Below are 23,711 nucleotides of genomic sequence, written 5' to 3'. Positions count from 1 at the left end.
CTAGTGGCCCGCGACGGACGCGCGGAGCTTCTCCGTCAGGCGAAGCAACTCGCGCTGTTCGTCGGCGGTCAAGGCCGGAGCGACCAGGTGCGCGATGTCACGGACGTGCTCGCGTCCAATCGTCTTCTGCAACTCATGTCCGGCTTCGGTGAGGGACAGCAGGACTCCACGGCCGTCGTCGGGAGCTGTTGTCCGCTCCACCAGGCCGCGCTTCTCCAGCCGGTCAACCAACCGGCTCAAACTTGACTGGCTCAGCAGGACTTTGTCGTTGATTTCGTTCAAGCGCAGCTGGCCGGAAGGGCAGCGGGAGAGCGTAAACAGGACGTCGTACTCCTTGACCGGAAGGGTCTTGAAGGCAGGGCCGGACTGCAGTTTCCGCATCACCGCCACCTGGGAGCGGAAAAGCGACTCCCAGGTTTCAGCGGCGAGACGGACGGCGGATGAGGCCGACGGGCTGGACATCAGGACTCCTGACCTGCAGTCCCCGCCGGAGCCGACTCGCCGACGCTGGCCTCCAGGGCGGTGGCAACACGTGAAGCGTGGGTCGGGGCGTCAGGAACGTGGGCGGGCTTCCGGGCCGCGTACTCCTTGCGCAGGACCGGCAGGACTTCCTCGCCGAAGAGGTCCAACTGCTCCAGGACGGTCTTCAGCGGGAGTCCGGCGTGGTCGATCAGGAACAGCTGACGCTGGTAGTCGCCGAAGAACTCACGGAAGGTCAGGGTCTTCTCGATGACCTCCTGGGGGCTGCCCACTGTCAGCGGCGTCTGCGACGTGAAGTCCTCCAGGGACGGTCCGTGGCCGTACACGGGTGCGTTGTCGAAGTACGGACGGAACTCCTTGACGGCGTCCTGGGAGTTCTTGCGCATGAAGAACTGACCGCCCAGGCCAACGATTGCCTGGTCTGCCTTACCGTGTCCGTAGTGCTCGAAGCGCTCCCGGTAGAGGCCGATGAGCTGCTGGTAGTGTTCCTTCGGCCAGAAGATGTTGTTGGCAAAGAACCCGTCACCGTAGTACGCAGCAACCTCGGCGATCTGCGGGGTGCGGATGGAACCGTGCCACACAAAGGGGGCCACGCCGTCGAGCGGCCGCGGGGTGGAGGTGAAGTTCTGCAGCGGGGTGCGGAACTTGCCCGACCAATTGACGGTGTCTTCATCCCAGAGCTTGCGGAGCAGGCTGTAGTTCTCGATGGCAAGCTCAATGCCGTCCTGGATGTTCTTGCCGAACCAAGGGTAGACGGGGGCGGTGTTGCCGCGGCCCAGAACCAGATCCACGCGTCCGTCGGAGAGGTGCTGCAGCATCGCAAAGTCCTCGGCGATCTTCACCGGATCATTGGTGGTGATCAACGTGGTGGCCGTTGAGAGCGTGATGCGCTCAGTCTGTGCCGCGATGTAGGCCAGCGTGGTGGTGGGGGACGAGGAGAAGAACGGGCGGTTGTGGTGCTCACCGAGGGCGTAGACATCCATGCCGATTTCTTCGACCTTCTTGGCAATGGCTACCGACGCCTTGATGCGCTCGTGCTCGGTGGGAGTACGTCCGGTAGTGGGGTCCGTGGTGATGTCGCTGACGCTGAAGACGCCGATCTGCATGATGTGCCTTTCTCCCTGCCCGTGGTTCCGGGCGATGAATCCAGTGTACCTGAAAATAGATGCATTTGCATGTATCAGTTCCTGCAACAGGGAAGGGCCGGGAATCATTCCCGGCCCTTCTGGTACTGCAAGTGGCGCCGTGCGGCTATTCCGCAGGGTTGGCTGCGGCGCGACGTCCGCTGACCCGGGGCACCATCCCGGTGGTCCAGTCGAGGAATTCGTCAGAGCCGTTGCCGTTGCCGTTGCCCTGGCGGACGGCGGGTCGGTTCTGCAGATCCTTCAGGAGCTGCTTCTTCTCGCGGCGGCCTTCAACCAGCTTGTAGAGCACGGGAACAAGCACCAGGGTCAGGGCGGTCGAGGACACCAGGCCGCCGATCACGACGATCGCCAACGGCTGGGAAATGAAACCCCCGCCGCCGGTCAGTCCCAAAGCCATGGGAGTCAGTGCGAAGACGGTGGCCAGGGCGGTCATGAGGATGGGCCGAAGGCGTTGCCGTGCACCATGCGTAATGGCGTCCGCTACGCTCATGCCCGCGCTGCCGTCGTGCGGCTTGCGGTACTGGTTGATAAGGTCGATCAGCACAATGGCATTGGTCACCACAATGCCCACCAACATCAACATCCCGATCAGGGACGGCAGGCCAAGTGGTACGCCGGTCAGCAGGAGGAGGCCCACCGCTCCGGTGGCGGCAAAGGGCACGGACACCAGCAGGATGAGCGGTTGGATGAGCGACTTGAAAGCGGCCACCATGATGACGTAGACGATCGCGATCGCTGCCAACAGGGCCAGGCCCAGCTGCTGGAACGACTCTGCCTGCTGCGTGGTGGCACCGCCGACAGTTGCCGTGACGCCCGCCGGCAGCTGGACGTCCGCGAGCCGCTCCTGGACAGCGGCGCTGACGCTGCCAAGGTTGGAGCCCGACGGCGTGACGCTCACCCTTGCGGTGCGCTGGCCGTTGCTGCTGGTAATTGAAACCGGCGTTTCCACCTGCTCCACCGAGGCAATCGACTCCAGGGTGATGCTGCCGCGGGGTGTGGGCAGCGGGAGGGCGCGGACGGCGGCGATGCTGGTGAAACGCGTACCCTTTCCGATCAGTACCGGGTAATCGTTCGTCCCGATCCGGACCGTACCCGCCGGGATGGGGCTGACCGTGGTGGCCAGGACCGCTCCCACCTGCTGCTCCGTCAGTCCCGCCGCCACGGCTTTCGCCCTGTCGACCCGGACCTGGACAACGGCCTGGCTGGCGGCCAGGTTGGTGGCAACTTCCGTGCTGCCCGGTACCCCTTCCATGGCCTTCACCATGGTGTCGCTGGCGCTTTGCAGGTCCGCGGAATTGGAGGCCCGGATGGTGATGTCCACCGTGGACGAGGTTCCGAATCCGCCCTGCTGGGATCCCACGGTGATCTTTCCGGGCAGGCCTTCGAGTTTTGCCCTGACATCGTCCTGCAGCTGTTTCTGATTTACTTTCTCATCCGTCACGATCGTGAAGGTCGAGTTCGAGGCGCCGGTGGAGGTCAGGGCAGCGAAGCCGGTCTGCGCATTCCCGGAGGTCACCTGGATATCCTTGATGCCTTCCAGGTCCCGCAGGGCTTCTTCGACCTTGGCGGCCTCGTTGCTGGTCGCTTCCAGGCTGGTGCCGGCAGGGAGTACCTGGCGGACTGTCATGCTGTTCTCACCGGACCGGCCCAGCAGGTCCGTCGCCAGGAGGGGAGTGGCGGCCACCGTCGCCACCAGGATGAGCGCAGCTGCCGAAAGGGTGGCCACAGGATGTTTCTGCGTTGAGGCAAGGATGGGCAAGTACCCTCGCTGCAGGCGGGACTTCTGCTCAGCTTCCCGGGCCCTGTCCGCGACGGTCCTGGCGTCCTCGGGGCCGGCCGCAGCCTGCCCGCCCCGGCGCGGTGAGGCGAGGAACCAGTAGGCAAGGACCGGGACGATCGTCAGGGATACCAGCAGCGACGACAGGAGGGCGATGGTCACGGTCAAGGCGAACGGACGGAACAGCTCACCTGCCAGGTCGCCCACGAATGCGATGGGGAGGAAGACCGCGACTGTCGTCAAGGTGGAGGCCGTGATGGCCCCCGCTACCTCACGGATGGAGGTCAGGATCGCCGTGAGTTTGTCTTCCCCGTAGCTGAGGTGGCGCTTGATGTTCTCGATCACCACGATCGAGTCATCCACCACACGCCCGATCGCGATGGTCAGGGCTCCGAGGGTGAGGATATTCAGCGAGTACCCCGTGGCGGAGATCCCGATGAACGTGATCAACAAGGAAAGCGGAATGGACACCGCAGTCACCAGCGTGGACCGTACGGACATCAGGAACACGAGGATGACGGCGACGGCGAAGCCCAGGCCCAGCAGGCCCTCGGTGGTGAGGTCCTTGATGGACTTTTCGATGAAGGGTGCCTGGTCGAACACGGGCGTGAACGAGGCATTGTTGCCCAACTCGGCTTCCATCGGGCCGATTGCGTCACGCACGGCATGGGAAATCGCCACCGTGTCGCCTTCCGGCTTCTTGGTCACTGACAGGGCCAGCGTGGGTTTGCCGTTGGTGCGGGTGATCGAGGTTGGCGCATCATCCTCGATGCTGACGTCGGCCACGGAGCCGATCGTTGCGGAGCTCCCGCCGCCCGCCAAGGGAAGGCCCTTGATGACGTCCACGGAATCCACCGGGCTGCCGAGTTGCAGGGACAGGGTTTTGCCCTGGTCCTCGATGGTGCCCACCGGAACCAGTGCCCCGTTGTTTTTCAGGGCGTCGCTGATGGCCTGGACGGAGGCGCCGGCTGCCGCGAGCTCCGCGGGGCGGGGCTGGACCAGGATGTGCTGGCTGGCGCCGCCCGTCACCTCGGCTCCGCGGACGCCGTCGAGTTTCTGCAAGCGGGGGACACTCAGGCGTTGCAGGTCCGCGTTGAGCTCACTGAGCGGCTTGTCGGATGATACCGCGAGGAAAACGATCGGGAAGTCGCTGATGTTGCCCGCAATGGACTGCGGTTCCACATCTGCAGGCAGGACCCGCTTGGCATTCGAGATGGCGCGGTCGATCTGGTTCCGCGCGCGGTCGAGGTTGGAACCATAGGCGAACACCATGGTGATCTGCGAAACGCCGTTGCGGGACGTGGAGGTGGTGGACTCCAGGCCCTCCACACTGTTCAGCGCCGTTTCCAGCGGCTGGCTCAACTGCTTGTCCACGACTTCCGGAGAAGCCCCCGGCATGGACGTCACCACGGTGATCTGGGGGAACTCGATCGACGGGATGAGTTCCTGCTTCAACGACCCCATGGTGATCACGCCGAACACCGCCGCAAAGACGGTGATCAGCGCGATCAATGCACGGTTACCCAGGGACAATCTGGCCAAGCGGAACATGTCAGTCATCGTCTCCTGGAGTACGGATTCCTTCGGCTGACGGGAACCGGCCGCAGCCTCTTCAGTTGCCTAGCTCTTGAGGGCGTTGGCCCCGTCGAGTTGCAGGGAGCGCGCCGTGCTCGCCTCGAGCTCGGCAGCGAGCTCGGGGTTCTCGTTGAGCTTGACGCCGTAGCCGGGCATCATGTCCTTGAGCTTGGACTGCCAGCCCTTGAAGTTCTTGGGGAAGGACTTCTGGAGCAGCTCGATCATGATGGGAACGGCTGTGGACGCTCCAGGGGAGGCGCCGAGCAAGGCACCGATGGAACCGTCGCGCGATGCGATGACCTCGGTGCCGAACTGCAGGACACCACCCTTCTGCGGGTGTTTCTTGATGATCTGTACACGCTGCCCGGCGGTGATGAGTTCCCAGTCTCCGCCTTTTGCTTCCGGGTAGTACTCCCGGAGCGACTCCACCTTTGCCTCGTGGCGCTTGGCCACTTCCTTGATGAGGTAGGCCGTGAGGTCCATGTTGTCCTTGGCGACCGCCAGCATGGGAATGATGTTTCCCGGGCGGATCGACAGGGGCAGGTCCCAGTAGCTGGAGGATTTGAGGAAGTTGGTGGAGAAACCGGCGTACGGTCCAAAGAGCAGCGAACGCTTGCCGTTGACGAAGCGGGTGTCCAGGTGGGGCACGGACATCGGAGGCGCGCCTACCGAAGCCTGGCCGTACACCTTGGCGCTGTGCTGGGAAGTGATCGAATCATCCGTGCAGCGGAAGAACTGGCCGGATACCGGGAACCCGCCGTAGCCCTTGCTTTCCGGAATGCCCGATGCCTGCAGGAGGTGCAGCGCGCCGCCGCCAGCTCCGACAAAGACGAACTTGGCGTGGATCCGGCCGTGCTCACCGGACTTGCGGTGCTTGATGGAGAGGTTCCAGCCGCCTCCGGACGCCCGCTCGACGTCGGTGACGTCGTGGCCGTAGTTGACCTCCGCGCCGCTGCTTTGCAGATAGGTGGTCAACTCACGCGTCAAGGCGCCGAAGTCGACGTCGGTGCCTTCCGCCGCGCGGGTAGCGGCAACGCGCTGCTTGGCGTCGCGGCCCTTGACGATCAGGGGAGCCCACTGGGCGATACGGGCCTGGTCTTCGGAGTACTCCATGCTGCGGAAGAGCGTGTTCGGCTTGAGGGCCTCGTAACGTGTCTTCAGGAAGTTCGCGTGGTCGTCGCCAATGACGAAACTCATGTGCGGAACGGTGTTGATGAAACCTTTGGGGGAGCCGATGACCTTGGTGTCCACCAGGTGGGACCAAAATTGCCGGGAGAGCTGGAATTGCTCGTTGATGTGGATTGCCTTTGACGGATCCACTGAACCGTCCTTGGCAGCAGGTGAGTAGTTGAGCTCACACAGCGCAGCGTGTCCCGTGCCGGCATTGTTCCAGGGGCCGGAGCTTTCGAGTCCCGCTTCGTCGAGGCGTTCGAACAGGGAGATGGTCCAGGTGGGTTCAAGCTGCTTGATGAACGCACCCAGGGTGGCACTCATGATTCCGCCGCCTATGAGGACGACGTCGGCATGTTGAGTCTTGGAAATGAAGGTCACAATCAATCTCCGATAGGGGCGGCACTGGCTGTCACAGAATATCCCCGCGCGGACCCAATACTGAAATTGCCGGGAATCGTCAAGGCTTTAGGCGGACGTTTGTGAAAACTTCGTTGAGGACAGGGGATGCGGGGTAGCTTTCCACCTTGTCGGACAGTGCCAGGGCAGAGATCGGGAAGGCGATGGGAACAGCCGGGACGGAGGCCGCAATCTCGGCGTTGATGGCCTGGTACTGGGTGTTCCGGTCGTCGCCGTTGGGAAGGGCCCGCGCCCTCTCGATCTTGTGGAAGACCTCGGAATCCGTGTAGCCGAATTCGCCGCGGGACTCGCCGAACAGGGGTCCCAGGAAGTTGTCGGCATCTGCGTAGGAACCGTTCCATCCCAGCAGGTGCAGAGCGTGGTCACCCGGGGACTGGACCTTCTGCAGGTAGCCCGACTCCCAGGGCACCGGAACCGGTTTGATGTTCAGGCCCACGGCCACCAGCTGCCTGCTGATTTCGGCGTAAATCTTTTCCGGCGTGGGCAGGTAGGCGCGGGTGGCGTTCTGCGGGTAGTAGAACTTCAGTTCCTCGCCCTTGTAGCCGGCCTTTGCCAGGAGTTCCTTGGCCTTGTCCGGGTTGTATCCCAGCGACGGGGCGTTGTTGTTGAAGCCACTGAGCTTGGGCGGCACAAACTGCGATGCCTGCGCGGTGTTGTCGATAAAGAACCTGCGGATCAGGGTTTCCTTATCGATGGCCATCTCGATCGCCTGGCGCACTTCCAGCTTTTCCAGCGGTGCCACGGCCTGGTTCATGCCCAGGTACATCACGGAGAAGGGGTCGCGCTGGATGATCTGGACGCCCCGTTTGACCAGCTCATCGAAGGTCCCCGGGGTGACGAGGTCGTAGGCATCGATCTTGCCGTCCAGCAATGCCTGCTGGCGGGTTTCGGCACGGTCGTAGGGGATGAAATTGATGGTGGCAATCTGGCCCTTGTTGCCCCAATAGCCCTTGTTCGTGGCCAGCGTGATCTTCTGCTCATCCCAGGTGCTGAACTGGTAGGGGCCGGTTCCTACGGGATGGCCGGAATATGCCGATACGGCCTGCCCGTTGCGGGTCTGGTCCAGCACGTTGGCGGTCCCGGTCTCCAATGCCTTGGGCGAGGAGATCGCAAATGCCGGGAGTGTCAGGGCCTGCAGGAAACCGGTGAAGGGCCGCGTGAGGTTGATTTGCACGTTGCCCGGTGAAACAACTTCGCAGTCCTTGAAGATCGAGAACACCGGCTCATCCGAGTAGGCCTTGAAAACCCCTTGGAAGGAGATGCCTGGAACCTGCTTCCGCAGTTCGGCGGGGAACGTGAACCACCGGTTGAAGTTGGCGCAGACTGCGGCCGCGTCAAAGACGGTGCCGTCGTGGAACGTGACGTTGGGCCGCAGGGTGAAGTCGTAGGTGAGGCCGTTGTTGCTGTCTTTCCATTCGGTGGCCAGCAGTGCGGTGGTCTGTCCGGTCCCGCCGTCCACTCCCACCAGTCCTTCGAGGACCTGGCGGGTCACGCGGTAGGACTCCGAGTCTGCCGTCATCGCCGGGTCCAATCCCAGGGGCATGGAGGCTGTCCCGAAATTGAAGGTGGCGGTTGGTTCGGCTGCCGGGCTGCTGGTGGAGGAAGAAGGGGAGGGCCCCGGTGTTCCCGTGCAAGCCGCAAGGGCCAGTGCCATGGAAATGGCCCCAAGCTGTTTCGTCAGCCGCCGCATTGTGCTGCTTGCCACTCTTGTCCCCTCAAGCCGGTCGGAAGTGCTGTGGCCGGCTTCGGCCAGACCGCATTCCAGTCTAGATGAACCTCATGGTTGCGCTGCGTGGCTTGGTGCTGCACGCACCGCGTCAGGGCAGTCCCCGTCTGCTTGAGGAAAAAACACCCCCGGCCCGTGGGCCAGGGGTGCCTCGACAACTGTGCGCAAGGGGGGACTTGAACCCCCACGCCCGAAGGCACAGGAACCTAAATCCTGCGTGTCTGCCAATTTCACCACTCGCGCGGATGGTGGCCGGCTGTCCGGGGGACAGTCGGGCTTCCACCGGCCTCCAGTGTACCCGTTAGCTGTCCAGTTTCAGGTCCCGCCGGAGCTTGGCAACATGCCCGGTGGCGCGGACGTTGTACTGGGCCAGTTGGATGTGCCCCGCGGGATCAACCACCACGGTCGAACGGATAAGCCCCATGTAGGTCTTGCCGTAGTTCTTCTTCTCGCCCCAGGCGCCGTAGGCCTCGGCTACTGCGTGATCCTCGTCGGACAACAGGGGGAAGGTCAGGCTTTCGGCTTCGGCAAAGGCGGCCAGGGACTTGACGGGATCAGGGGAAATCCCCACCACTTGGTAGCCGGCTGCCTGCAGGGAAGCCAGGGAGTCGCGGAAATCGCAGGCTTGTTTGGTGCAGCCCGGCGTGGATGCGGCCGGGTAGAAATAGACAATCGTTTTCCTGCCCCGGAAATCCGAAAGGCTGACTGAATTGCCTGCCGCGTCCGGGAGGGTGAACTCCGGGGCAGTGGTGCCTGGGGTGAGTCGTTCGGCCAAAATTTACTCCTTGCATACGTGGGCGACTCCCCAGCTTAGTGGGGAGAAGCCACGGCTTCACCCTCTCCGCGCATATACTGTCGGCATGCCGGATATGGAGAGATGGCCCACTACGCGATTGCTTTCGACGGCGGCGCGGCTTGTGGAAATCTCGTGGAATGAAAAATTGAAGAACATCGGATTGACCCACGCCGGGGTGATTGCCATGCAGGTCCTTGCGGCGAAAGGGCCCATTACACAGGCTGCCTTGGCTGAAGTCGCGCGGGTCAAGGCGCAGACAATGGGCACTACGCTCGCCAGGCTGGAGTTGCACGGGCACGTCAGCCGCCAGCGCAGCGACTCGGACAGACGCAGCCATGTGGTGACACTCACAGAGGCGGGTTCGGCGGCGTTGGCCGAGGCGGTCAGGCTTGAGCAGGACGTTCTGGCTCCGGTGGCTGTGGACACATCCCGCCTCCGCGAGGAACTGAGGCTCGTGGTGCGGGGCCTTGCGGGCGCGCCGGTCCTCGACCGTCCAGCCGGAGAGCCGTTCCCCGGGGCGCCCCAGGACGGCAGTTTGTAGGAATTGCAGGAGGGCCGGCCCCCGGGCCGGCCCTCCTGCGCATCACGTACCAGGACGAAAACAAAAAGGCTCCGGACCGCATCAGTGGTCCGGAGCCTTTTCTCGTGGTGCACCCCCCGGGACTCGAACCCGGAACCCATTGATTAAGAGTCAATTGCTCTGCCAGTTGAGCTAGAGGTGCAGCTGTTGTGTTGGTGTCCAGGGCTTTTTCTTTCCCTGTTGACCTCCGCAACGACAGATAACACTACACCACCTTGTGGGTGGTTATGACCAAAAACGGCTCAGAGTGACGCATCACACTTTCGATGCCTGGGGTGGCCGCATTAAGAAGGTTCTGGAACGAAAAAAGGCTCCGGAGTGAATCACTCCGGAGCCTTGTTGTGGTGCACCCCCCGGGACTCGAACCCGGAACCCATTGATTAAGAGTCAATTGCTCTGCCAGTTGAGCTAGAGGTGCAGCTGTTTATTGGTAATCCCCGGGCAGTTTCTGCCTCAGCGATCTCCGCAACGACAAGTAACTCTACACGAGAACGCCGGATGTGTGAAATCGGCTGGAAGGCGTTAGCGGGACGACCGCAATACCAGCGCGAAATCGGGATTTCTGTTGTTACTCAGCACCCACAGAGCACCCCCCGGCGCGGCAGCGACGTCCCTGAGCCGGCCGTACTCACCCGTGAACCAAGCCACCGGGGCGCCGGCTGTCTCCCCATCAAGCGGCACAGCCCAGAGGCGTTGACCACGCAGGGCGCCGGTGTAGGCGACTCCGTCCACGATTTCCAGTCCGCTGGGCGATGCTTCCGAGGTGGACGGCCAGACGACCTTGGCGTCCAGGAAGCCGCTGCGGCCCGGGGCGCCGGTAACAGCAGGCCAGCCATAATTGCCGCCGGGAATGATGAGGTTGAGCTCGTCATCAACGTCAGGACCGAATTCACTGGCCCAGAGGCGGCCCTCACTGTCCCAGGCCAGGCCTTGCACGTTCCGGTGCCCGTAGCTGTAGACGGGGTTGTCGCCGAACGGGTTGCCCGGAGCGGCCTTTCCTTCCGCGGTCAGCCGGAGGATCTTGCCGCCCAGGGCGTTCGTGTCCTGGGGTTGTTCCCGGCGCTGTGAGTCGCCCGTTCCCACGTACAGATAACCATCGGGACCGAACCGGATCCGTCCGCCGTTATGGGTGGAAGCTTTGGACATGCCGGAGAAAATGACGTCGGGAGTGCCCAGTGCCAGGTTCCCGGAGGCATCTTCTGTCAGTTTCATCCGGGCTATCCGGTTATCGCTCGCAGCCGTGAAATACGCGTAGAGCCAGCGGTCGCTGGCAAAGGTAGGGGACAGGGCCAGTCCCAGCAGGCCCCCTTCGCCGCCAGGGTCGACGCCGGGAACCTCGCCGACCGTGGTGGTGCGGCCGTCCCGGATGCTCTTGACCAGCGCCGAGTCGCGCTCGGAGACTACCGCCGTGGCGTCCGGCAGGAAGACGACGGACCATGGCAGCTGCAGGCCGGCGTCGAGCTTTTGCTCCACCACCAGGGTGGGCGGTGTGGCAGCGGCTGGCGGTGCTGAGGTCCTGCCCGCCGTCGGGGCGGTTGCACCGGGCGACCCGGATCCGGGCGTGGCTCCGGAGCCCGGGGTCGCGGCGGTGCCCGGCTGGGAGGGGGTGCCTGTGCATCCGGCGATCAGCAGCATCCCCGCCGCCAGTGCGACGGCGGACCGTGCACGCAGAGCTTTAGCCCTGCCGCGGTGATGTTTGACGCCGGTCACGCTGGTCCCTCCGGTTCCCTTGCCGCAGTCTCCTCAATAACGGGTGCGGCGCGGTGGCCGGAAGCCGGCAGCCTCGGCATGGGCCGGCGATTCGAACCACACATCAGCTCCGGCCTCTGCGTACCCGGTTGAATCTTCGTCGTAGTAGGTCATGGAAGCGGCTTCTGCCTTGACGGGGTATCCCTCCGGGCCTGAACCGTCCTGGGCCGGCGCGGCCGAACCGACACCATAGGGGTGGTCCGCGGCGAGATGCCCTGATGCTGCGGCGGTGTCGGGCGCCACCGTACCTTCTTCTTCTGCGGCGGCCGTTTCCGCGCCCGGAAGGGTAGGGGCGTGTGGATCGGTGTATTCGTGGTGGTGGACGGGGGTTCCCTGGGCGTCAGTCCACGACGATTCCCACTCCGCCCGGTCGGCAGAGGTGTTTGCGGACGCGTCTGCAGGGGAGTCCTCCCAGTCATCCACGTCGCCGCCCGTGGCGGCCCCGGCGGGGGAAGCTGGATCCGCGGCCGGTGAATCGACAGCGGCCGTATCCACCACGGGCTCGTCCAACGCAGGTTCGGCCACTTCAGGCTTGTCGAGCACTGGCTCCTGGACGGCCGGCGAATCAGCAGGTGGATGTACTCCGGTGGGTTCTTCATCGACGGGGCCGCTGCCCTCCGAAGCGGCCTTGCCCAGGTTGGTAACGCCTGCCAGTCCTGCCACGCCTGCGGCTGCGGCAGCTGTCTCGGGGACGGAACGCGTATTGGCCGGTTCCGTAGCGGCCGGCGAACTGTTACCGGGCCGGCCCGGTGCGCCCGCGCGGGCTTCTCCCGAGGACGCCGCTACCTGGTTTTTGCCGGTGTTGCGGCTCATCAGCCACCAGACGACGGCTACCACGACAACAATGACGATGACCCAGATCAACCAATCCATGGTGTAGCCCTTCTGCTCACAGGGTGCAGTTAGTGGTGTTCCCGACGTTACGTCGCCGGAATTGGGCTGTCCAGCATCCCGCCGCCGGAGAGGCGGTATGGTTGTGCGCCGGGATTCCTTCAGTGCGCGGCGCATTCAGGGGCCGCTCAGGCAGCGCCTGAAATATTCGCAGGTTTCCCACTTAATCCGGGTTTCCCGTCGCCGGGGGAGGGCCGGACACATAGACTTTGGCTCATGAGTGACGCCACCCCTACTCCCACAGCCACCAAGCCGGACATCAAGCCCCGGAGCCGGGCAGTCACGGACGGCATCCATGCCGCGCCCGCCCGCGGCATGTTCCGTGCCGTCGGAATGGGCGACGACGACTTCGCCAAGCCCCAAATCGGTGTGGCGAGCTCCTGGAACGAGATCACGCCCTGCAACCTTTCCCTCAACCGACTCGCCCAGGGCGCCAAGGAAGGCGTCCATGCAGGCGGCGGGTTCCCGATGCAGTTCGGGACGATCTCCGTATCGGACGGCATCTCCATGGGCCACGAGGGCATGCACTTCTCGCTGGTTTCCCGCGAGGTCATCGCCGACTCGGTGGAAACCGTCATGCAGGCGGAGCGTATTGACGGCTCGGTTCTCCTGGCAGGGTGCGACAAATCCCTGCCAGGCATGCTCATGGCGGCCGCGCGACTGGACCTTGCCAGCGTCTTCCTTTATGCCGGGTCGATCATGCCCGGCTGGGTCAAGCTTGAGGACGGTTCGGAGAAGGAAGTCACCCTGATCGATGCCTTCGAAGCCGTGGGGGCCTGCGCAGCGGGGAAAATGAGCCGCGAAGACCTGGATCGGATTGAGAAAGCCATTTGCCCGGGCGAAGGTGCGTGCGGCGGCATGTACACGGCGAACACCATGGCCTGCATCGGAGAGGCGCTGGGCATGTCGCTGCCGGGGTCCGCGGCGCCTCCTTCGGCAGACCGCCGTCGTGACGAATTTGCCCGCAAGTCGGGCGAGGCTGTCGTCAACCTGCTGCGCCTGGGAATCACCGCGCGCGACATCATGACCAAGAAGGCCTTTGAAAACGCCATCGCCGTCACCATGGCGTTCGGCGGTTCCACCAATGCGGTCCTGCACCTGCTGGCGATCGCCCGCGAGGCCCAGGTGGAGCTGTCGTTGGATGACTTCAACAGGATCGGCGACAAGATCCCGCACCTGGGCGACCTCAAGCCTTTTGGGCGCTATGTCATGACGGACGTGGACAGGATCGGTGGCGTGCCGGTCATCATGAAGGCACTGCTCGACGCCGGTCTGCTGCACGGCGACTGCCTCACCGTCACGGGCAAGACGCTCGCGGAGAACCTCGCCTCCATCAATCCGCCGGACCTGGACGGGAAGATCCTGCGCGCCCTGGACAACCCCATCCACAAGACCGGTGGCATCACCATCCTCCACGGCTCCATGGCTCCTGAAGGGGCCGTCGTGAAGACCGCCGGCTTCGACGCCGACATTTTCGAGGGCACCGCGCGTGTCTTCGAGCGGGAACAGGGTGCCCTGGATGCCTTGGACCATGGCGAAATCCACAAGGGCGACGTCGTGGTGATCCGCTATGAAGGCCCCAAGGGTGGTCCCGGCATGCGTGAAATGCTTGCCATTACCGGTGCCATCAAGGGGGCTGGTTTGGGCAAGGATGTCCTGCTGCTCACGGACGGCCGCTTCTCCGGCGGCACCACCGGTTTGTGCATCGGGCACGTTGCGCCGGAAGCCGTCGACGGCGGTCCGATCGCCTTCGTGCGGGACGGCGACCGAATCCGGGTGGATATCGCGGCCCGTTCCTTCGACCTGCTCGTCGATGCCGCGGAGCTCGAAGCCCGCAGGGCCGGCTGGGAACCCTTGCCGGCGAAGTTCACCAAGGGTGTCCTGGCGAAGTACGCCAAGCTCGTCCACAGCGCCTCCACCGGCGCCTACTGCGGCTGAATACCTGGCCTGGGCTCCGCCTTCTCCACGGGGCGGAGTCCGGCACTTGGACACCGTTGTCCAAATAGTGGGATACGATGGTGCTCGATTGACACGTATCTCACTTAGAGGGAACACTGAACGCATGATCTCATTCGTTACCGTCGGCGTCGTCGTCCTTACCAAGCGCGTGGCATAGCCCGACTGGTAACGAACTGTCACGCGCAAACCCCTCGAAGAGCCGCAAGGCTGAGGGGTTTTTTTATTTGCAAGACCCATTCAACAGAAGATCCACAAGGAAGAGTCCGATGAGCAAAGGATCGCCGATCAGCCCCTCGCTGATGGCTGCAAAGTCCGCTGGAGCCACTAAAGCTCCGGAAAAGTTCGACCGTTCGGCCGAGGCCGTCGTCGTCGACGCTGCTGCACCTCTCTCTCCTGTCCTTGGGCCGAACAACGTTGTACCCCCAACGGTGATGACCGGCTCGCAAGCAATTGTCCGTTCGCTCGAAGAACTCGGCGTGGACGATATTTTCGGTTTGCCCGGTGGCGCGATCCTGCCCACCTACGACCCCTTGATGGCCTCCCGGATGAATCACATCCTGGTCCGTCACGAACAGGGAGCCGGCCACGCCGCGCAAGGCTACGCCATGGTTACCGGACGGGTTGGCGTTTGCATCGCCACCTCGGGCCCCGGTGCCACCAACCTCGTTACCGCCATCATGGATGCCCACATGGACTCCGTGCCGATGGTGGCCATCACCGGCCAGGTCTCCAGTGGCGTCATTGGTACGGACGCCTTCCAGGAAGCCGACATCGTGGGCATCACCATGCCCATCACCAAGCATTCGTTCCTGGTGACGGACCCCAACGACATCCCGCATGTCATGGCCGAGGCCTTCCATCTGGCCTCCACCGGCCGTCCGGGCCCCGTCCTCGTGGACATTGCCAAGGATGCCCAGGTGGGCCAGATGACCTTCTCCTGGCCCCCCAAGGTGGACCTGCCCGGCTACCGGCCTGTGGTCCGCGGCCACAACAAGCAGGTCCGCGAGGCGGCCAAGCTCATTGCCGCCGCCAGCAAGCCGGTCCTGTACGTGGGCGGCGGCGTCGTCAAGGGCCACGCCTCCGCTGAACTCATGGAGTTGGCCCAAGCCACCGGTGCGCCCGTGGTCACCACGCTGATGGCCCGCGGTTCATTCCCCGATTCCCACCCGCAGCATGTGGGCATGCCGGGCATGCACGGAGCGGTATCCGCTGTGACGGCGCTCCAGCAGGCCGACCTCCTCATCACCCTCGGTGCGAGGTTCGATGACCGGGTCACGGGCGTGCTGAAGACCTTCGCCCCCTTTGCCAAGGTCATCCACGCGGACATCGACCCCGCCGAAATCTCGAAGAACCGTACGGCCGATGTGCCGATCGTGGGCTCGGTCAAGGAAATCATTCCGGAACTGACTGAGGCCGTGAAGGCACAGTTCGAGCAGACCGGCACCCCGGACCTCGACACGTGGTGGGCGTTCCTGAACAACCTGCGGGACACCTATCCGCTCGGCTGGACCGAACCGGAAGATGGCCTGAGCGCCCCGCAGCGGGTCATCAAGCGCATTGGTGAGCTGACCGGCCCCGAAGGCGTCTACGTCGCGGGCGTGGGGCAGCACCAGATGTGGGCTGCCCAGTTCATCAACTACGAGCGTCCGCACGCCTGGCTGAACTCCGGGGGAGCGGGCACCATGGGCTACTCGGTCCCTGCCGCCATGGGTGCCAAAGTGGGTGAACCCGACCGCGTGGTCTGGGCCATTGACGGTGACGGCTGTTTCCAGATGACCAACCAGGAACTGGCAACCTGTGCCATCAACAACATCCCGATCAAGGTCGCGATCATCAATAACTCCTCGCTGGGAATGGTCCGCCAGTGGCAGACCCTCTTCTATGAGGGCCGATACTCGAACACCGACCTCAACACCGGGCACGACACCATCCGCATCCCGGACTTCGTCAAGCTGGCAGAGGCCTACGGCTGCGCCGCCCTGCGTTGCGAGCGGGACGAGGACATCGACGCCACCATCCGGAAGGCCCTTGAAATCAACGACCGCCCCGTGGTGGTCGACTTCGTGGTGAGCCCCAACTCGATGGTGTGGCCGATGGTCCCCGCCGGCGTCAGCAATGACCAGATCCAGGTTGCCCGCAACATGACCCCGGAATGGGAAGAAGAGGACTAAACCATGAGCCGCCACACATTGTCCGTCCTGGTTGAAGACAAGCCGGGTGTGTTGACGCGCGTTGCCAGCCTCTTCGCCCGCCGCGCCTTCAATATCAACTCCCTGGCAGTGGGACCCACCGAAGTTCCAGGCATGTCCCGCATGACGGTTGTCGTCGATGCCGACGGCGACCTCATCGAACAGGTCACCAAGCAGCTCAACAAACTGGTCAACGTGATCAAGATTGTGGAACTGACTTCCGAATCTTCCGTACAACGCGACCACATCCTGGTCAAGGTACGTGCGGATGCCGCAACACGTCTGCAGGTCACCCAGGCTGCAGACCTGTTCCGTGCCGCTGTCGTCGACGTCTCTACAGACTCGTTGGTGATCGAGGCCACCGGTACTCCGGAGAAGCTCGCAGCATTGCTTTCAGTGCTGGAGCCCTTCGGCATCCGCGAAATTGTGCAGTCCGGCACCTTGGCCGTTGGACGGGGATCCCGCTCCATGAGTGACAGGGCGCTTCGCTCCGCCTAGCGGACCGTCGTGTCCCGAACCGCAGCACCACATCAATATCCAGAAAACACTCAAGAGGAGTTACGCAAGTGACTGAAATGTTCTACGACGACGACGCCGACCTGTCGATCATCCAGGGTCGCAAGGTTGCCATCGTCGGCTATGGCTCGCAGGGCCACGCCCACGCGCTCAACCTGCGCGATTCCGGCGTCGAGGTTGTCATTGCGCTCAAGGACGGTTCCAAGTCCGCACCCAAGGCACAGGATGCCGGCTTTACCGTCAAGAACGTTGCCGACGCCGCCGAGTGGGCCGATGTCATCATGATCCTCGCGCCGGACCAGCACCAGCGCTCGATCTACAACGACTCCATCAAGGACAAGCTGACTGAAGGCAAGGCCCTCGCCTTCGCCCACGGCTTCAACATCCGCTTCGGATACATCGAGGCTCCGGCCGGCGTCGACGTGATCCTGGTTGCCCCGAAGGCTCCGGGCCACACCGTGCGCCGCGAATTCGAAGCCGGTCGTGGCATCCCGGACATCATCGCCGTCGAGCAGGACGCTTCCGGTTCCGCCTGGGACCTCGCCAAGTCCTACGCGAAGGCCATCGGCGGCACCCGCGCCGGCGTCATCAAGACCACCTTCACCGAAGAGACCGAAACCGACCTGTTCGGCGAGCAGTCCGTCCTCTGCGGTGGCGTTTCCCAGCTGGTCCAGTACGGCTTCGAAACCCTGACCGAAGCCGGCTACCAGCCGCAGATCGCCTACTTCGAGGTGCTCCACGAGCTCAAGCTCATTGTCGACCTCATGTGGGAGGGTGGCATCGCCAAGCAGCGTTGGAGCGTCTCCGACACCGCTGAGTACGGCGACTACGTCTCCGGCCCGCGCGTCATCACCCCCGAGGTGAAGGAAAACATGAAGGCCGTCCTGGCCGACATCCAGTCCGGTGCGTTTGCCAAGCGTTTCATCGACGACCAGGACAACGGTGCCGTCGAGTTCAAGGAACTGCGCGCCAAGGCAGAGCAGCACCCGATCGAAGGCGTTGGCCGCGAGCTGCGTTCCCTCTTCTCATGGCAGCAGCAGGACGAGGACTACGTTGAAGGCTCGGCTGCACGCTGATCCGTTCACCAGCAATGCCCGTCCGGCGTTCCACAGCCGGACGGGCATTGCTGTTTTCACGGTGGTCCGTCTCCCAGCGGAGGACTGTGAACTTCTTCACAACACAGCCTGCCCAGGCCGTAACATCACCCCCCGGCAGCGGATTCACAGCGCCGATTCGATATTCTGGGCTGGTCCCGGCGTCGTGCCCGGGCCACGCATCCGCTCCTTGTCCAGTACTGTTCCCAAGTTGTCCAAAGTAAGGTGCCACCCCGTGTCAGCCACCAAACCCGTCGTCCTCCTTGCCGAGGAACTTTCGCCCGCCACCATCGAGGCATTGGGCCCGGATTTCGAGATCCGCCAGACCGACGGCGCCGACCGCTCCCAGTTGCTGTCCGCCATTGCCGACGTCGACGCTATCCTGGTCCGTTCGGCCACCCAGGTTGATGCCGAAGCCATCGCCGCCGCGAAGAACCTCAAGGTCATCGCCCGTGCAGGCGTGGGGCTGGACAACGTGGACATCAAGTCCGCTACCCAGGCCGGCGTCATGGTGGTCAACGCGCCCACCTCCAATATCGTCTCCGCGGCCGAACTCACGGTGGGCCACATCCTGAGTCTCGCGCGCCACATTCCCCAGGCCAGCAGCGCCCTCAAGAACGGCGAGTGGAAGCGCTCCAAGTACACCGGCATCGAGCTGTTCGAAAAGAAGATCGGCATTATCGGACTTGGCCGCATCGGCGCGCTCGTGGCTGCCCGCCTGCAGGGTTTCGACACGGAAATCCTGGCCTACGATCCCTACATCACGGCTGCCCGCGCTGCCCAGCTTGGCGTCAAGCTCGTCACCCTTGATGAACTTTTGGAAAACTCCGACTTCATCACCATCCACATGCCCAAGACGCCTGAGACCGTCGGCATGCTGGGCGCAGACGCCTTCCGCAAGATGAAGGAAACGGCCTACGTGATCAACGTTGCCCGTGGCGGTCTGGTGGACGAGGAAGCACTTTACATTGCCCTCAAGGAAGGCCAGATTGCCGGTGCTGGCGTCGATGTCTTCGTCAAGGAGCCCAGCACGGACCTGCCCTTCTTCGAGCTGGACAACGTCGTGGTCACCCCGCACCTGGGTGCATCCACGGACGAGGCCCAGGAAAAGGCCGGCGTATCGGTAGCCAAGTCCGTCCGGCTGGCCCTGGCCGGGGAACTCGTTCCGGATGCAGTCAACGTCGCCGGCGGCGTGATCGCACCGGACATCCGTCCAGGCATCCCGCTGATCGAAAAGCTTGGACGCATCTTCACCGCACTGACCCACGCCTCCCTGACCCAGATCGACGTCGAGGTCGCCGGCGAAATCGCTGCCCTGGATGTCAAGGTCCTCGAGCTGGCCGCCCTGAAAGGCGTCTTCGCGGACGTCGTAACGGAGCAGGTTTCCTACGTCAACGCTCCGGTGATTGCGGAGCAGCGCGGCATCAACACCCGCCTGATCACCACCCCGGATGCCGAGGACTACCGCAACGTCCTGACCATCCGCGGTGCCCTCAGCGATGGCTCCCAGATCTCCGTGGCGGGCACCCTGACCGGTCCCAAGCAGGTGGAGAAGCTGGTGGGCGTCAACGGCTACGACGTTGAAATCCCCATCAGCGAGCACCTCGTCGTGGTGGCCTACGCCGACCGTCCGGGTGTCATCGGAACCATCGGCCACATCCTTGGCATGAACAACATCAACATCGGTGGCATGCAGGTGGCGCGCCAGACCGAAGGTGGGCAGGTTCTGGCCCTCCTGACCATCGACAGCTCCGTTCCCCAGCAGGTTCTGGAAGCCATTAAGGCCGGTATTGGGGCAGAAATGGTCCGCGAAGTGGACCTCGAAGACTAAGCCTGCTTACTACCGCCAGGTTGACGTGCCGGGGACACACCCCTGACACGTAAGGGTGGCCGGTCTGCTTACAATGGCTGGGTCCGGGATTCGGACCCGGCAGCAGGCCGGCCACTACTTTTTGCACACCAGGCCCGGGATACCTTTGTGTTTTTCGAGGAATCACGGACTACGTGTGCGCGCCCGCAATCAAGGTCACAGGGAGCCCAATGAACGCCGTCCAAAGGTTCATCAGAAGCCGTGTGCTGCTGCTGACCGCGGCCATTCTGATCGTCGCGATGTGCTTGTCCGTCCTCGTCCAGAGCCAGTCGCAGGCAGCACTGAACAGGACCGTGGACGAGAACTCGCGGGGTCTGTACGACATCCTGGTCCAGGCCAAGCCGGACCAGTCCAAGGACGGCGACGGTGGTTCCCTCATCCAGCCGGAGATCGCCAATGGCCAGGGCGGCATCAGCTTCGAACAACTTGATGCCATCCGTGAAATGGGCCAGACCGCGGTGGCGGCGCCCATCAGCCTCGTCTCCCGCGTCTCACAAAACCTTGAAGCGCCCCGGCTCAACGCCATGGACTACCTCGGCTACAACGCGGCCCTCGCCGGGGCCGTCACGGCGGGCGATCCGTCCGCCCTGGACTCCAGCAAGTGGCCTGCTGCCGAGTCCGTGTTGTCCGATACCGCGAAGAAGTACCGCCTGACCGCCTCGGCCACCAGCTCTGACGGCGTCAACGAACAGACTCTGTTCAAGACCAGCGCCGAAGGCAGCCTTGGCAAGGGCAGGCTGGTCCAGGAGAAGACTGCCGGTGGCTCCAACGTCCGCATCGCTGGTCCGGAAGGCGAGACGGGCATCAAGTTCCCGGCCCCCGCACTGGGCTCGGAGCACAACCTCTTCAATCTCTCGGTTGCCCTTCCCCTGGCGCCCGAGGTGACCGAGTCCGTCGTCGCCGTCGACCCTGCCGCCGAGCGCGCCCTGCTGGGGTCTGCAGGCGACTTCCTGTCACCGCTGGAGAAGGCCCCTCCGGCCGACGCCCGCAATGCCGGAGCCATCGGCCGCCACTTCGAAAGCCTCTTCACCACAGGCCTCAGCATGGAGCAGTTGGAAGAGGGCCCGGATTTCCTGGGCGTGAAACTGAAGTACTGGGCTCCGCTGATGACGCAGTACCAGCAGGCCAAGCGTGATGGCCTGCTGACAGACGACTCCCAGGCCATCCCGCTGATCGTCCGCACCGGGACCTCGCTGGACCTTAAGTACTCGGTCAAGATCGAGGAAATCGACGACTCAGGCAAGGTGGTCAACGAGGTCGGCACCGTGACCAAGTCCCTGGACAAGGATTACCTGCCCTTCGTATCCAAGGCGCCGTTCGACCTTGAATGGCCCGGTTCCAAGGACCACAGCGAACTCCTGGGCAGCACGGCCTCCTTCAGCCAGGGCCTGTACAACCCGGCAACGTGGAGCACCGACTTTGCCGCGGCCCCCACGTACCAGGATGGCGACGAGGCTTCCAACGGTGCCTCCGACAAGACGGCCACCCCTGGAGAATGGGTAACCGTCAACCGCCTCCCGGAGAAATCGTCCTTCGGCGCGGCCGTGGACCAGACCCAGCGCAAGCCGGTGGACGAGCGTTCCTACCGCGAGGACCTGGAAACCGGCAAGAAGCCGGCGGCCCCCATGCCCATGGTGTACGGAACTTTCGATCCCGCCGCCGTGCAGGAAGCCGCGGGCGACGTCAACAAGCTGCCCTTGGGCGGCTACGATCCCGCTCCCATGACCCTCACCAAGGATGCCGAAGGCAAGGACGTCACGGAAACCGGCCTCAAGCCCTCCCTGAGCGCTACGGGCCTGGTCAGCCAGTCCGCCGGAGCCATTACCGACTACTACGGTCTGGCGGCAGCCCGCGGATACGATTCCAACGCCAACGTCATCGATGCCGTGCGGGTTCGTGCCACGGCAACCGGCAACTGGAAGCAAGCCCAGCCCGAGGTCGAGAAGCTCGCTGCCCAGATCCGCGACATGGGCCTGGAAGCCACTGTCGTGGCAGGTTCCGCCCGTGAAGACGCCAACATCTTCGTCCCCGGTTACAGCAAGGACGACGCCGGCAAGGAATCCGCGCTGGGCACCGTCCAGCAGTCGTGGGTGCGGCAGGACGCCGCCGATGCCGTCTCCGGCTCCCTGACGGGCACCAACATCACACTGCTCTTCCTGACGCTGCTCGGTGCCACGCTCCTCACTGCCGCGTCAACGGTCAGCTACATCCGCCAACGGCGGAGCGAGGCCGGGATCCTCCGGGCCATGGGCTGGACCCAGAAGCGCATCAGGACCTGGGTGCTGGAAGAGTTCGCCGTGGGCGCTGCTGCCCTCGCGGCTGCAGGCATCATCCTGAGCCTGCTCAGCTGGAACCTCGCCACGGTGATCGTCTCGGTGACCATGCTGCTGATCTACAGCGGTGCAGCCTTGCTTGCCTCCCAGCAGTTGCGGCACCGCGTGGTGGTGGACCAGGAACCGCAGCATGACGACCGTCTGGTGACCGTAGATTCGCCGTTGACCTTTGCCAACAGGCAGCTCACCACCAACCGCTTCAACTCTGTGTCACTGGCCGTCGCTGTGGGTGTCTTCGGCGCGGCCGTCGGTGCGCTCATCGCGCTGCTGATTGATATTCCCCGTGCCGCCGGCGCCAGTGCCCTCAGCGGTCTGGCTGCTGCGAGCATCGCGCTGCCCAGCGTGATCCTTGCTGTGTTCGGTGTGGTGGTGGGCCTGCTGCTGACCCTGGTGACCGGTCGCTTCGAGCTTCACGCAAAGCGCGAGTACCTTGGCACGCTGCGTGCCATGGGATGGAATCCGGACATGCTGGGGCAGGTCCGGTTCTTCGAAAACGCACTGGTGGGCACGGTAGCCCTTCCCCTGGGCGTTCTGGGCGCCCTGGGGCTGGGCCTGCTCCTTGCTCCATATGCGGCGCTGTGGGCTGGCCTGGCTGGCCTGCTCGCCGTGATCTGCTGGATTCCGATTGCAACGAAAGTAGTCAAATGACGGACAATCACAACCCCGAACTGGCGGCGACCCCGGAATCCACGGAAGAGTCGCTGCAGACCAGGGCCAACACGATCGTGAAGGCCGCCGACCACGCAACGCCTCTGGAGCTGAGCCGCGTCACCATCCACTACGGCGGGGACAAGGGCGGCGCAGAGGAAGTTGACGTCGTCGACGACTTCAACCTGACGCTCCACGCAGGCGAAATGCACTGCATCGCCGGTCGAAGCGGTTCCGGCAAGACGAGTATCCTGACCGTCAGCGCGGGCCTGACCCTGCCGACGTCGGGCAAGGTGTTTTGGGAAGGCCAGTCCCTGGAGGCCATGGGCGATGACGAAATTGCCGACCGCCGCCGGGCGCTGATCGGCTACGTGGATCAGGGCGGGGCCCTCATTGACGGCATGAGCGCACTGGAAAACGTGCTGCTCCCGGCGGTTCCCGACGGCGAAGTCGAGCAGCGCACGGAGATGGCCAAGGACCTCCTGGACCTGGTGGGCCTGGGTCGTCGCATGCGGCACCGTCCCGCCCAGTTGTCCGGTGGTGAGCGCCAGCGCGTGGCCATCGCCCGTGCCCTCATCCTGGGCACGCGTGTCCTGGTTGTTGACGAGCCAACGGCCAGCCTCGACCGGGCAGCGGCCAACCGCATCATCGGTATCCTGAAGGACACCACCAGCGACGGCATCGCCGTGTTGGTGGCGTCCCACGACCACGAGTTGGTCCGCTTGAGCGATACGCTCACCGAACTGAACTAGTCCAGGCAGGCATATGTCGCCGGGTGCGCCGGCACCAGCCG

The 23,711-nt window shown here is 63.9% G+C and carries 16 protein-coding genes and 3 tRNA genes; 8 read left to right on the top strand and 11 right to left on the bottom strand.

The window, feature by feature from the left end:
• From ACUYMZ_RS13065 to bcp, 7 genes are all read right to left on the bottom strand, one after another.
• Positions 1 to 462, bottom strand: a complete 462-nt coding sequence (locus tag ACUYMZ_RS13065; protein ID WP_426003117.1) for a MarR family winged helix-turn-helix transcriptional regulator — start codon at positions 460 to 462, stop codon at positions 1 to 3.
• Entirely contained in the window at positions 462 to 1,586 is a 1,125-nt protein-coding gene (locus ACUYMZ_RS13060; RefSeq protein WP_426003115.1) for an LLM class flavin-dependent oxidoreductase, read from the bottom strand. Before ACUYMZ_RS13060 ends, ACUYMZ_RS13065 begins: the two co-directional genes overlap by 1 nt.
• Before the next feature lie 145 nt (positions 1,587 to 1,731).
• Positions 1,732 to 4,953, bottom strand: coding sequence for an efflux RND transporter permease subunit (locus ACUYMZ_RS13055; RefSeq protein WP_481605887.1), 3,222 nt, complete (start codon positions 4,951 to 4,953; stop codon positions 1,732 to 1,734).
• A 69-nt stretch (positions 4,954 to 5,022) separates the two neighbouring features.
• The gene (locus ACUYMZ_RS13050) at positions 5,023 to 6,528 is read right to left on the bottom strand and encodes a malate:quinone oxidoreductase (RefSeq protein WP_426003114.1); all 1,506 of its coding nucleotides are present in this window, start codon (positions 6,526 to 6,528) and stop codon (positions 5,023 to 5,025) included.
• Positions 6,529 to 6,607: 79 nt separating this feature from the next.
• Complete coding sequence (locus tag ACUYMZ_RS13045; RefSeq protein WP_481603734.1) at positions 6,608 to 8,272, bottom strand: ABC transporter substrate-binding protein; 1,665 nt, start codon at positions 8,270 to 8,272, stop codon at positions 6,608 to 6,610.
• Positions 8,273 to 8,454: 182 nt separating this feature from the next.
• A tRNA-Leu gene (locus ACUYMZ_RS13040) sits at positions 8,455 to 8,536 on the bottom strand.
• A gap of 58 nt (positions 8,537 to 8,594) precedes the next feature.
• Positions 8,595 to 9,068, bottom strand: coding sequence for a thioredoxin-dependent thiol peroxidase (bcp, locus tag ACUYMZ_RS13035; protein WP_442423611.1), 474 nt, complete (start codon positions 9,066 to 9,068; stop codon positions 8,595 to 8,597).
• 85 nt (positions 9,069 to 9,153) lie between these two features.
• Between bcp and ACUYMZ_RS13030 the strand changes: the two genes are divergently transcribed.
• The gene (locus tag ACUYMZ_RS13030; protein ID WP_426003110.1) at positions 9,154 to 9,630 is read left to right on the top strand and encodes a MarR family winged helix-turn-helix transcriptional regulator; all 477 of its coding nucleotides are present in this window, start codon (positions 9,154 to 9,156) and stop codon (positions 9,628 to 9,630) included.
• Positions 9,631 to 9,735: 105 nt separating this feature from the next.
• Here ACUYMZ_RS13030 and ACUYMZ_RS13025 read toward each other — a convergent pair.
• The 4 genes from ACUYMZ_RS13025 to ACUYMZ_RS13010 form a co-directional block, all read right to left on the bottom strand.
• A tRNA-Lys gene (locus ACUYMZ_RS13025) sits at positions 9,736 to 9,811 on the bottom strand.
• A gap of 200 nt (positions 9,812 to 10,011) precedes the next feature.
• Positions 10,012 to 10,087, bottom strand: a tRNA-Lys gene (locus ACUYMZ_RS13020).
• 104 nt (positions 10,088 to 10,191) lie between these two features.
• Positions 10,192 to 11,304: a PQQ-dependent sugar dehydrogenase gene (locus ACUYMZ_RS13015; protein WP_481605885.1), complete on the bottom strand. Its 1,113-nt coding sequence runs from the start codon at positions 11,302 to 11,304 to the stop codon at positions 10,192 to 10,194.
• Positions 11,305 to 11,412: 108 nt separating this feature from the next.
• Entirely contained in the window at positions 11,413 to 12,291 is an 879-nt protein-coding gene (locus ACUYMZ_RS13010) for a sunset domain-containing protein (RefSeq protein WP_481603732.1), read from the bottom strand.
• Positions 12,292 to 12,525: 234 nt separating this feature from the next.
• On the opposite strand from ACUYMZ_RS13010, the gene ilvD reads away from it, so the two are divergent.
• The 7 genes from ilvD to ACUYMZ_RS12975 all read left to right on the top strand — a co-directional run bounded on the left by ilvD (position 12,526) and on the right by ACUYMZ_RS12975 (position 23,670).
• Positions 12,526 to 14,247, top strand: a complete 1,722-nt coding sequence (gene ilvD / locus ACUYMZ_RS13005) for a dihydroxy-acid dehydratase (RefSeq protein ID WP_481603730.1) — start codon at positions 12,526 to 12,528, stop codon at positions 14,245 to 14,247.
• 287 nt (positions 14,248 to 14,534) lie between these two features.
• Entirely contained in the window at positions 14,535 to 16,439 is a 1,905-nt protein-coding gene (locus ACUYMZ_RS13000) for an acetolactate synthase large subunit (RefSeq protein ID WP_442424420.1), read from the top strand.
• 3 nt (positions 16,440 to 16,442) lie between these two features.
• The gene (gene ilvN, locus ACUYMZ_RS12995; RefSeq protein WP_011775174.1) at positions 16,443 to 16,955 is read left to right on the top strand and encodes an acetolactate synthase small subunit; all 513 of its coding nucleotides are present in this window, start codon (positions 16,443 to 16,445) and stop codon (positions 16,953 to 16,955) included.
• A gap of 68 nt (positions 16,956 to 17,023) precedes the next feature.
• Positions 17,024 to 18,049 carry a ketol-acid reductoisomerase gene (gene ilvC, locus ACUYMZ_RS12990; RefSeq protein ID WP_426003105.1) on the top strand — a complete coding sequence of 342 codons (1,026 nt, stop codon included), beginning with the start codon at positions 17,024 to 17,026 and terminating at the stop codon, positions 18,047 to 18,049.
• 253 nt (positions 18,050 to 18,302) lie between these two features.
• A complete protein-coding gene (serA, locus tag ACUYMZ_RS12985) occupies positions 18,303 to 19,898 on the top strand; it encodes a phosphoglycerate dehydrogenase (RefSeq protein WP_426003103.1) in 1,596 nt (531 codons plus the stop codon).
• A 209-nt stretch (positions 19,899 to 20,107) separates the two neighbouring features.
• Positions 20,108 to 22,918: an FtsX-like permease family protein gene (locus tag ACUYMZ_RS12980; protein ID WP_481603726.1), complete on the top strand. Its 2,811-nt coding sequence runs from the start codon at positions 20,108 to 20,110 to the stop codon at positions 22,916 to 22,918.
• Positions 22,915 to 23,670: an ABC transporter ATP-binding protein gene (locus ACUYMZ_RS12975; protein WP_426003100.1), complete on the top strand. Its 756-nt coding sequence runs from the start codon at positions 22,915 to 22,917 to the stop codon at positions 23,668 to 23,670. Before ACUYMZ_RS12980 ends, ACUYMZ_RS12975 begins: the two co-directional genes overlap by 4 nt.
• The last annotated feature ends 41 nt before the right edge of the window (positions 23,671 to 23,711 follow it).

This window comes from Arthrobacter sp. T572 (genome assembly GCF_056780115.1).
The sequence above is the reverse complement of the archived record's forward strand: the minus strand, read 5'-3'. Positions and strand labels throughout refer to the sequence as shown.

What these genes read in the sequence shown, in the direction of transcription:
- ACUYMZ_RS13065 (WP_426003117.1), bottom strand. Translation starts at nt 462, where the DNA reads ATGTCCAGCCCGTCGGCCTCATCCGCCGTCCGTCTCGCCGCTGAAACC.
- ACUYMZ_RS13060 (WP_426003115.1), bottom strand. Translation starts at nt 1,586, where the DNA reads ATGCAGATCGGCGTCTTCAGCGTCAGCGACATCACCACGGACCCCACT.
- ACUYMZ_RS13055 (WP_481605887.1), bottom strand. Translation starts at nt 4,953, where the DNA reads ATGTTCCGCTTGGCCAGATTGTCCCTGGGTAACCGTGCATTGATCGCG.
- ACUYMZ_RS13030 (WP_426003110.1), top strand. Translation starts at nt 9,154, where the DNA reads ATGCCGGATATGGAGAGATGGCCCACTACGCGATTGCTTTCGACGGCG.
- ACUYMZ_RS13015 (WP_481605885.1), bottom strand. Translation starts at nt 11,304, where the DNA reads ATGCTGCTGATCGCCGGATGCACAGGCACCCCCTCCCAGCCGGGCACC.
- ACUYMZ_RS13010 (WP_481603732.1), bottom strand. Translation starts at nt 12,291, where the DNA reads ATGGATTGGTTGATCTGGGTCATCGTCATTGTTGTCGTGGTAGCCGTC.
- ilvD (WP_481603730.1), top strand. Translation starts at nt 12,526, where the DNA reads ATGAGTGACGCCACCCCTACTCCCACAGCCACCAAGCCGGACATCAAG.
- ACUYMZ_RS13000 (WP_442424420.1), top strand. Translation starts at nt 14,535, where the DNA reads ATGAGCAAAGGATCGCCGATCAGCCCCTCGCTGATGGCTGCAAAGTCC.
- ilvN (WP_011775174.1), top strand. Translation starts at nt 16,443, where the DNA reads ATGAGCCGCCACACATTGTCCGTCCTGGTTGAAGACAAGCCGGGTGTG.
- ACUYMZ_RS12980 (WP_481603726.1), top strand. Translation starts at nt 20,108, where the DNA reads ATGAACGCCGTCCAAAGGTTCATCAGAAGCCGTGTGCTGCTGCTGACC.
- ACUYMZ_RS12975 (WP_426003100.1), top strand. Translation starts at nt 22,915, where the DNA reads ATGACGGACAATCACAACCCCGAACTGGCGGCGACCCCGGAATCCACG.